The organism is Flavobacterium sp. (assembly GCF_039930565.1).
In the GTDB taxonomy this organism is placed as follows: Bacteria; Bacteroidota; Bacteroidia; order Flavobacteriales; family Flavobacteriaceae; genus Flavobacterium.
Window position 1 is genome coordinate 1 of sequence record NZ_JBDTTP010000109.1, and the last position, 10,224, is coordinate 10,224.

The 10,224-nt window shown below is 34.4% G+C and carries 8 protein-coding genes; 3 read left to right on the forward strand and 5 right to left on the reverse strand.

The features are described from left to right. From leuB to ABI657_RS18045, 5 genes are all read right to left on the reverse strand, one after another. Positions 1-751, reverse strand: a 751-nt coding sequence (gene leuB, locus ABI657_RS18025) for a 3-isopropylmalate dehydrogenase (RefSeq protein ID WP_348098660.1), incomplete at its 3' end; no start/stop codon positions are given. 61 nt (positions 752-812) lie between these two features. Beyond that, positions 813-2,336: an alpha-isopropylmalate synthase regulatory domain-containing protein gene (locus ABI657_RS18030; RefSeq protein WP_348098661.1), complete on the reverse strand. Its 1,524-nt coding sequence runs from the start codon at positions 2,334-2,336 to the stop codon at positions 813-815. Between the two features lie 128 nt (positions 2,337-2,464). Continuing rightward, entirely contained in the window at positions 2,465-3,061 is a 597-nt protein-coding gene (gene leuD, locus ABI657_RS18035) for a 3-isopropylmalate dehydratase small subunit (RefSeq protein WP_348098662.1), read from the reverse strand. Between the two features lie 115 nt (positions 3,062-3,176). Next, complete coding sequence (gene leuC / locus ABI657_RS18040) at positions 3,177-4,571, reverse strand: 3-isopropylmalate dehydratase large subunit (RefSeq protein WP_348098663.1); 1,395 nt, start codon at positions 4,569-4,571, stop codon at positions 3,177-3,179. Positions 4,572-5,102: 531 nt separating this feature from the next. Then, a complete protein-coding gene (locus tag ABI657_RS18045; protein WP_348098664.1) occupies positions 5,103-6,026 on the reverse strand; it encodes a LysR family transcriptional regulator in 924 nt (307 codons plus the stop codon). Positions 6,027-6,128: 102 nt separating this feature from the next. On the opposite strand from ABI657_RS18045, the gene ABI657_RS18050 reads away from it, so the two are divergent. The 3 genes from ABI657_RS18050 to ABI657_RS18060 form a co-directional block, all read left to right on the forward strand. Beyond that, complete coding sequence (locus tag ABI657_RS18050) at positions 6,129-6,434, forward strand: hypothetical protein (RefSeq protein ID WP_348098665.1); 306 nt, start codon at positions 6,129-6,131, stop codon at positions 6,432-6,434. A 22-nt stretch (positions 6,435-6,456) separates the two neighbouring features. After that, positions 6,457-7,884 carry a proton-conducting transporter membrane subunit gene (locus ABI657_RS18055; protein WP_348098666.1) on the forward strand — a complete coding sequence of 476 codons (1,428 nt, stop codon included), beginning with the start codon at positions 6,457-6,459 and terminating at the stop codon, positions 7,882-7,884. 5 nt (positions 7,885-7,889) lie between these two features. Further along, the coding region (locus ABI657_RS18060; RefSeq protein WP_348098667.1) for a DUF2309 domain-containing protein at positions 7,890-10,224 on the forward strand (2,335 nt) is incomplete at its 3' end.

Genomic DNA, 10,224 nt, shown 5'->3' on the forward strand with positions numbered 1-10,224 from the left:
CTTCATCAGTTAAAATATCTCCGAATAAGTTTTCAGTAATCAATACATCATAAGAATTTGGCCATTGTACCAAACGCATGGCAACAGCATCAACAAATTCGTAAGAAACGGTAACTTCAGGATACTCTTTTTCCATTGCCTGAACCGTTTCTCTCCATAAACGTGAAGTTTCCAAAACGTTTGCTTTGTCTACACAACATAATTTTTTAGAACGAGTCATCGCTAATTCAAAACCTTTTTTAGCTAAACGCTGAACTTCGGCTCTGGTATAAACACAATTATCAAAAGCAGTTTCTCCGTTGTCTCGTCTTCCTTTTTCTCCAAAATAGATTCCACCCGTTAATTCTCTTAAGAAAACCAAATCAGTTCCTTCTATTCTTTCTCTTTTTAAAGGAGAGTTATCAATCAAAGAAGGGAAAGTAAACGTTGGACGAACGTTAGCAAACAAACCTAATTTTTTACGCATCAACAATAATCCCTGCTCTGGGCGAACTGGTGCGCTTGGATCATTATCATATTTTGGATGACCGATTGCTCCGAATAATACCGCATCAGCTTTCATACAAATTTCATGAGTTTCATCAGGATAAGGAACTCCAACTGCATCAATAGCACATGCTCCGGTTAGAGCTGGTGTCCAGGTTATCTCGTGATTGAATTTTTTTGCAATAGCATCTGATACTTTTACAGCTTCATTAATTACTTCAGGTCCGATTCCGTCTCCGGCTAAAAGGGCTATGTTAAATTTCATTTGTTGATATTATTTATATTATTATCTATTTATATTATTATTATTCCAGTTTAATTGAATTTTAATTCGCAATCACATTCAGCATCTTTTGAGTAGCAATGATAGCTGCAACTGTCTGATCTGAATCCAGTCCTCTTGTTTTAAATTCCTTTCCGTTGTTTACCCACGTAATAATGGTTTCACATAAGGCATCAGAACTGCTTCCGGGAGGAATTCGCACAGCATAATCAATTAATTTTGGAAGTGTCAGTTTTTTACTTTTATATATTTTGGATAAGGCATTCATAAAAGCATCAAACTGGCCGTCACCCTGGGCATTTTCTTCTATGATCTCTCCATCAATTTTTAAAAGCAAGGTTGTCGATGGCCTCATGCCTTTTGAGTGTACTAATATGTAGGATTCAATTATAATTTTATCTTCATACGTATGACTGTCCAAAACATCTGAAATGATGTATGGCAAATCTTCTTTGGTAACGGTTTCTTTTTTATCGCCTAATTCAATTATTCTTTGGGTAACCAATTTCAAATCTTCCTGGTTTAATTTCAAACCTAACTCCTGAAGATTTTTTTCTATATTGGCTTTTCCCGAAGTTTTTCCAAGCGCATATTTACGTTTTCTTCCAAAACGTTCCGGAAGTAAATCATTAAAATATAGATTGTTTTTATTGTCTCCGTCAGCATGGATTCCGGCAGTTTGGGTAAAAACATTATCTCCCACAATAGGTTTGTTGGCAGGGATTCTGTATCCGGTAAAAGTTTCTACCAGTTTACTTACGGAATATAAAGAGGTTTCTTTAATGTTGATACTAACTTCAGGTAAATAATCATTTATTACGGCAACAGTGCTCTCAAGCGGCGCATTTCCTGCTCGTTCTCCCATTCCGTTTACCGTTACATGAAGTCCTTTTATACCCGCTTTTATGGCTTCCATCACGTTGGCAACGCTTAGATCGTAATCGTTGTGGGCATGAAAATCAAAATGAATATGGGGATATTTTGTTGTGATTTGTGAAATAAATTCGAAAGTTTGAGTCGGAATTAAAACGCCTAAAGTGTCCGGAAGCAAAATTCTTTTTACAGGCTGTTTTGTTAAAAAATCTAAATATTCAAACACATATTCAGGAGAATTGCGCATCCCGTTGCTCCAGTCTTCCAGATAAACATTGGTTTCTATATTGTTGTCTATTGCTAATGAAATGGTTTGGGCGATTTCAGAAAAATGCTGTTCAGGAGTTTTTTTTAATTGATGTGTCAGGTGATTCAGGGATCCTTTCGTTAACAGATTCTGAACTTTGGCGCCGGATTTTTTCATCCATTCAATAGAAAGGCCGCCGTCAACAAAAGTCAAAACTTCAATTCTGTTACTGTATCCTTTTTCTTCAGCCCAGGACATGATGCCTTTTACTCCTTGAAATTCTCCTTCGCTTACACGTGCTGAAGCAACTTCGATTCTATCAATATTTAATTCTTCCAATAATAATTGTGCAATGGTTAATTTTTCTGCAGCAGAAAAAGATACTCCCGAGGTTTGTTCACCATCACGAAGCGTCGTATCCATTATTTCAATTTTTCTTTTTTCCATTCTAAATATGATATAACTTTTATGCGATTCGATAATTATCGAATCGAATTTATGAAATTGTAAAAAGCAGTTACAAAGCCTCAACTTTAAGGTTGAAACTTACGTAACTGCATTTAAGTTGGTTGTGTTTAGTAAGGGAGTTTGTCAGCAAAAGCGACAATATCTTCCTTAATGTTTTGCAAATAATCAATGTCATCAAAGCCATTAACCATATTGTTTTTTTTGTATCCGTTAATAGCAAAAGATTCCTGCTGACCAGTTGACAATAAAGTAATAGTCTGATTAGGTAAGTTGATTTCTAATTGTGTATTCGGATCAGCTTCGATTGCATTAAAGATAGTGTCAGCAAATTCAGGACTAACCTGAACCGGCAAAACACCAATATTTAAACAGTTTCCTTTAAAGATATCAGCAAAGAAACTTGAAACTACAGCTCTGAAACCATAATCGTAAACGGCCCATGCAGCATGCTCTCTTGAAGATCCTGAACCAAAGTTTTTTCCGCCAACCAAGATTTTTCCGCTATAGGTTGAATCATTTAAAACGAAATCAGCTTTTGGGGAATCGTCTCCGTTATATCTCCAGTCTCTAAAAAGGTTGTCTCCAAAACCTTCACGTTTTGTCGCTTTTAAGAAACGTGCCGGAATGATTTGATCTGTATCTACGTTCTCAATTGGCAGTGGCACTGCACTGCTGGTAAGTATGTTAAATTTATCGTATGCCATTTTAATTTTAGATTTTTTAATTTTAGATTTTAGATTTTCTGAAAAATGAGAATCTACGTTAAACCTAAAAGCAATTTTATTGAATTTTTGAAATTATTATTGCCATTGTCATTGACTAGAACAGCTCTCTCGGATCTGTCAATTTTCCAGTAACAGCTGCTGCTGCTGCCATAATTGGACTTGCAAGAAGCGTTCTTGAACCAGGTCCCTGACGGCCTTCAAAGTTTCTGTTTGATGTACTCACTGCGTATTTTCCGGCAGGAACCTTATCATCATTCATGGCCAGACAAGCAGAACAACCAGGCTGACGTAATACGAAACCGGCTTCTGTCAAAATATCCAATAAACCTTCTTCTTTAATCTGAGCTTCCACAACGTGAGAACCCGGAACTAACCAGGCGGTAACATTATTTGCTTTTTTTCTTCCTTTTACAATTTCTGTAAAAGCTCTAAAATCTTCAATACGTCCGTTTGTACAACTTCCCAGGAAAACATAATCAATTGGTTTTCCAATCATCACGTCGTCTTCATGGAAGCCCATGTAAGCAAGAGATTTTTTGTATGTTTCGGCACCACCTTCAACCTGATTGGCGTTTGGAATATGTTTTGTAATACCAATTCCCATCCCCGGGTTAGTACCATAAGTAATCATTGGTTCAATATCTGAAGCTTTGATGTTTAATTCAGCATCAAAAACAGCATCAGCATCGGTTTTTAAAGTTTTCCAGTATTCAACTGATTTAGTCCAGGCTTCGCCTTTTGGAGCGTATAATCTTCCTTCAAGAAAATCAAATGTTTTTTGGTCAGGAGCAATCATTCCACCACGGGCACCCATTTCGATACTTAGGTTACAAACTGTCATGCGGCCTTCCATAGTCATGTTTTCGAAAACATCACCGGCATATTCAACAAAATATCCTGTACCTCCCGAAGTAGTCAATTGAGCAATAATATAAAGAGCAACATCTTTAGGGCCAACACCTTTGCTTAATTCACCATTTACGTTGATACGCATTTTCTTTGGTTTTGGCTGCATAATACATTGTGTAGAAAGCACCATCTCAACCTCAGAAGTTCCAATACCAAAAGCAATTGCACCAAAAGCACCGTGAGTAGAGGTGTGAGAATCTCCACAAACAATCGTAGCACCTGGCAAAGTAATTCCGTTTTCAGGACCCACTACGTGTACAATTCCGTTTTTTATGTGACCTAATCCCCAGTGCGAAATTCCGTATTCATTGGCATTGTCTTCAAGTGCTTTCAACTGATTCGCCGATAAAGCATCTTCAACTGGTAAATGTTGGTTTATTGTTGGTGTATTGTGATCTGCAGTTGCAAAAGTACGTTCAGGGTATAAAACCGAAACGCCTCGGGCTTTTAATCCTAAAAAGGCAACAGGACTCGTAACTTCGTGAATGAAATGACGATCAATAAAAAACACATCCGGTCCATCTTCAATTTTACGCACTACATGTGAATCCCATACTTTGTCAAATAATGTCTTACTCATTTTTTATTTTTTTAATTGTAATTGGTATAACTAAAGAAATTGCTTGTAATTATAATCGAAGTTCAAAAGTAAAAAAAGTTATATTGTAGTCAATTGCTATATTTTGTTTTATACGATACCCAAACATTTGTGTTTTTACCTAGTAAACTGTTGCAGCTTGTTTATACAAGCAGCAATAGTGACAAAAGACAATACTTTTTTTAAATCAAACAGCGTTTATGTATTTTGTTGTTTTTTTAATAATTTGCAAATTTACCTTTATTACGGGATAAAATCCCGTTTTTAAGTTAAAATATTTAACATATTTAAACAAAATCGTAATAATTAATAGATTTTGATTTCAATTTTGTTTCGCTTAGGAGAAGTATTTTTTATGTTTTTTTAAAGGAAAAAATACTTCTTAACAAGTTCTTCGTTTGATTGAAATACTACGACATCCAAAAGATGATTTTTGGGATATTATTTTAAAAAAAATTGAGATACTCTAAGATTTATTTTTTGTTTATTGAATTTTTTTAAAATAATTAAGAATCAATATTTGGCTATCCATGAAAAGTCTTTATTTATAATTTCTTCTTTTTTAAATTTTAAAAAATCAAGATAAGCATTCGCTACAGGAGATAATTTTTTTGATTCAAGCCATATCAAATTCCAAGTAGTACTAATTGGAAGTCCTTTTACGGGTATAATTTGCAAATCATTATTTTTCAAATCATTTTTTATTCCAATCAAAGGCATAATAGAACAGCCCAATCCAGAAAGCACTGCTTGTTTCACCGCTTCATTTGACATTAATTCAATCTTTTTTTGAACAGAAAACTTATTAGTAGTAATAAATTTTTCCATTGCAGTTCGGGTTGCTGAACCTTGTTCTCTGTATATTATAGATGTGTTTTCGAATATATTTTTTTTGTCATCAGGGTTTTTAAAATTCAACTGACTGCTTCCAATAAAATAGAGACTGTTTTGCATCAGCTCGATATTTTTGACTTTTAATTTTTTTGGTAAAACAGATACCAATGCAAAATCGACTTCATTCAATTCTAGACTTTCTATAACTCTCGATTTATTGGTTACATCAATAATAAGTTCTACACCAGGATTTAATCTTATAAATTCGGACAGAAAATAAGGCATTACATATTTACCTGTAGAGACAATTGAAAGTTTTAATCTCCCTGAAAGTTCGCCTTGATAGTTTAAAGTTTTGTAATTAATAGCATTTACTTCCTCTACTATTTTCTCAGCTGCTTGGGCTATTTCTTTTCCAAACTCCGTAACATACAGTTTTCTTCCTACTACTTCTGTTAATGGAATGGGAAATTGATCCTGAAAATTCTTTAACTGTATAGACACCGCCGGTTGCGTAAGATGTAATTCTTCTGAAGCTTTGGTAATGCTTTTTAACTGACAAATCTTCAAAAATATCTGTAGTTGGTGTAAAGTATAGTTCATAAAAATTATTTATGTATCGCATAACAAATATAAATAAAAATTTATGAATAAAAGAAACAACCTTTGTGCCAGAATAAAAGTTTAATCATTAAAAAAGAAATTATGGACACAAATGAATTAACAAAAACGGAGAAAATGATGCAAACAATTCAATTGGTAAAAGGAGCGTTTACTGCTTCTGAAGCTTCAGATGTTATGATGGCTTTGATTGACGAAAAGATAAATTTTCATCATAAACAAAGACTTCAAAAATGGGAGCAAAACCACAAAAACAACCCCGAGGAAATAGAAGACCGGATTAAACAACTTGAAAACGAAAAAAAAGTAACCAAAGCATTTATTGAGAAGGCTAAAGGTTCTAATAAAACAATAGCTATAAATGGAATTATTGAAATCAGTTTAGTATAAATTCAATTATAAAATTTAAAAAATGACACCTAAAAATAACCAATTCATAAACACCCTAATTTCCTATTTCTTAGGTGTATTGTTTATAGGTAATTTGGCTTATGTAATTTACTATTATCCAAATGTTCCCGAATGGCAGTACGGAAATATGCTGAAAATTAATGGCTTCACAGTACTCATCTGGACACTTGTAAGTTTTTTTAGTGCGTTAATTAGCAATTACTCTAAAAATTATTTGAAAGGATTTAAATACCACACTAAATTCTCCATACTAGCATTAGGCTTTACATTATCAATTATGGTTTTTGTAATGGCAAATCATGTCGCTCTTTTATTAACGACTTGGTTTTTAATGGGAGTTTTCATGTCCCAATTAATTGGAGTAGATTCGAGATGGGGCGAAGCAAGAGAAGCATCAAAATTTGCACTTCGTTATTTTGCAGCAGGAAGTTTTTTTCTAAGTGCGGGAGTGTTAGTATTAGCTTTTCAAACGGGAGACTTTACTTTGAGTGATCTTCTTGTTAAGGTTAATAGTTTGCCACAAAACATCACTTTATTGTCAGGTTTGTGCATTATAACTGCAGCCATAATTCAGTCGGCGATATATCCTTTTCACCGTTGGCTTCTTTCCGCAATGACAGCACCGACACCAGCTTCGGCCTTGATGCATGCAGGATTTGTAAACGGTTCTGGAATTTTATTAACACTATTCTCAACCGTATTATTTGCCTCAAACACACTGATCATTCTATTCGTAATCGGTGGATTAACGGCAATAATTGCACAATTTGCCAAACTTTTACAAGTAAATGTGAAACAAAAACTAGCCTGTTCGACGATTGCCCAAATGGGTTTTATGATTATGCAATGTGGCTTAGGGTTTTTTAATGCAGCCGTGGTTCACTTAATTCTTCACGGATTTTACAAAGCGTATTTATTCCTATCAGCAGGAGAAGAAGTGGGGTATGCCAAACCATCTAAACCAGTAGAAGTCAAAATAAAACCTTTGCAAGGGGTTGTCGTATTGTTCTTTGGAGTTCTAGCCGCCTTTATATTCGCTTATTTAACTGGAAAAGGAACGGAAATGAACAGTGGGATTTTTTTAACTCTTATAGTTGCTATAACTGTTGGTCAGGTAACTTACAATATAATTAAAGAAAAAAGCTTAAGCATTTTACAAAAAATTGTAGTACCACCACTAGTGTTTTTGTCAGGAATAGTAACCTACGCTTTTATGTACAAAGGAGTTACAACTCTCATGCACGATATGCCAATGACAGATGTTCCTATGTCGCTTTCTTTCATAGAAATAGGGTTTGGAGTTGTATTTCTAGTAGGGTTTTTTATAATGAAATTAGGAATCTATCGCAAGTATCCAAGTCTATATGTGAAATTATTGAATAGTACACAACCATCCAAAAGAACGGTATTAATGTTTAAATCTAAATAAATATAATGAATCCAATTATTCAAAAAAGTATAGCAGAAGCATCACAAGTTATCGGAAAAACTTGGCCATTATATTCCTTCGTTACTTCAAATCCTTTAGCAGGTTATGAGCAAATGCCGTTTGAAGAAGCAATACAACAAGCCGAAAAATTGCTTAACGCCAATGTGTATCCCGAAACGACATTATTTCGTCAGGCTTGGGAAAAAGGAGAAATTAAGGAAAATATACTTGTTGCTTTATTGAAAGAAAATCAACTATTAGCTTCTCCAGAAGAATATTTACAACAAATGGAATTGCATAAAAAAACCATTCAAATAAATACTAATAATAAACTAGATAACATTTTAGCGAAATGGCTTGCTACATTTATGGACGAAGGTTTGGCAGAATGGGAAATGCCTAATAAAAGTGAAGGTTTTTATGGTGCATGGCGAAAATTAGCCATTTATGACACTGATATTCCAAAAACGGCTTTGACAGAAATTCCAAAAGCCAGTATAGAAGTTTTAAATGAAGTATTAGAAAAATACGGCGAAGAACAATTCACTAAAATATGCACCTTTCATTTAGCAGCATTACCAGGTTGGACCGGATATATCAATCACAGAAGTAACTCCAACTCGCAATGGCAAGAAGCGTATCCTATAAATAAGCAAGATTATTTAGGAGTACGACTTTGGATTGCTCAAAAAATAAATGCAGTTATTGAACCCGAAAAAACTAGTGTTTCTCCAAATTCTAATACACCAAAACTACATTATATTTGGTTAAAAGCATGGGAAAAAAGTTTCCAAAGTAGACTCGCAAAAATGCTAGAAAGCCAGCAGATAATTGCGGCTAAAACTGATAATGAAAAACAAATTCCAGACGCTCAAATGGTTTTTTGTATTGATACAAGGTCTGAATTAATTCGAAGAAATGTAGAGAACAAAGGTAATTACGAAACATTTGGTTACGCAGGTTTTTTTGGAATTGCAATGGATTATGAAAATATAAATGATGGAATAGTCCGTAAAGCCTGTCCGCCAATTGTAAACTCGGCGTATAAAGTTTCCGAAGTGTCACAAAAAGATACTACTGCAAAACTACAGGAATACAAAAAAAAGAACGAAGTTTTAAACTTCAAAGAATATTTTCTAAAAAGAATGAAAAACATGCTTCCTTCAGCCTTTGGGTATGTAGAAGGCTCAGGCGTTTTTTACGGAATGTCTTTAATAGCAAGAACAATTATCCCTGACTATTTATACCGAGTGAATCAAAAGAATTCAACAAATCATGAAGCTATTTGCACGCCAGAAATTAAAAGTAGCTGTAATCATGAAAATAACGATCTAGATATTCCACTAGCAGAAAAAGTCACCATTGTAAAATCGGCTTTTGATATTATGGGATGGCAGGAATTTGCGACAATTATTGCCTTCATTGGTCACGGCAGTCACTCCGCTAACAATGCTTTTGGCTCGAGTTTAGACTGTGGAGCATGCGCAGCAAGTCCGGGGAGAAATAATGCCAGAATGTTAGCCAAACTAGCCAATTTGCCTGAAGTTAGAAAGTCTCTGTATGAAAATTATAACATTCTAATTCCTGAGACTACTACTTTTATTGGAGGAGAACACAACACGACTACAGATGAAATTGTTTTGTTTGATGCTGAAGTTCCAGATTTAAATAAAAAAAGGGTAGAAAAATTGAAACTGAATTTAGCAAAAGCCCAAGAAACTGCTACGCAAGAACGTCTAGGCATTGCAAAAAATAGTGTAGCTCATTCGCATAAAAAAGCGAATGACTGGGGAGAAACGAGACCGGAATGGGGATTGGCAAAAAATGCAGGATTTATAGTCGGACCAAGAACTTTAACTAAAAATCATAATCTGGAAGGACGTTGTTTTTTAAACTCGTATAATTGGGAAACGGATACAAAAGGAACAGCACTTGAAGGTATTATGCAAGGACCGATGGTAGTGACACAATGGATAAACAATCATTATTACTTTTCGACAGTTGATAATGAGGTTTTTGGAGGAGGTTCGAAAATAACGCATAATATCACCGGTAAATTTGGAGTCGTGCAAGGAAATGGAGGCGACATCAAAATGGGGCTTCCACTACAATCTCTAATGCAATCAGACAAAGAAATGTACCATCAACCCTTGCGATTATCAGTACTGATTCAAGCGCCATTAGAAAGAGTAACTGATATTCTTTCTAGAAACGAAAACCTAAAAAAATTACTGGATAACGAATGGATTTATTTGATGATTATGGAACCTTTAGAAGAAAATAAAATATATCACTATCAAAAAAATCTAAATTGGATTCCTGCTTCTAAAATAAATAAAG

Coding starts and splice junctions, on each gene's coding strand:
- ABI657_RS18030 (WP_348098661.1), bottom strand. CDS start 2,336: ATGGAAAAAAGAAAAATTGAAATAATGGATACGACGCTTCGTGATGGT.
- leuD (WP_348098662.1), bottom strand. CDS start 3,061: ATGGCATACGATAAATTTAACATACTTACCAGCAGTGCAGTGCCACTG.
- leuC (WP_348098663.1), bottom strand. CDS start 4,571: ATGAGTAAGACATTATTTGACAAAGTATGGGATTCACATGTAGTGCGT.
- ABI657_RS18045 (WP_348098664.1), bottom strand. CDS start 6,026: ATGAACTATACTTTACACCAACTACAGATATTTTTGAAGATTTGTCAG.
- ABI657_RS18050 (WP_348098665.1), top strand. CDS start 6,129: ATGGACACAAATGAATTAACAAAAACGGAGAAAATGATGCAAACAATT.
- ABI657_RS18055 (WP_348098666.1), top strand. CDS start 6,457: ATGACACCTAAAAATAACCAATTCATAAACACCCTAATTTCCTATTTC.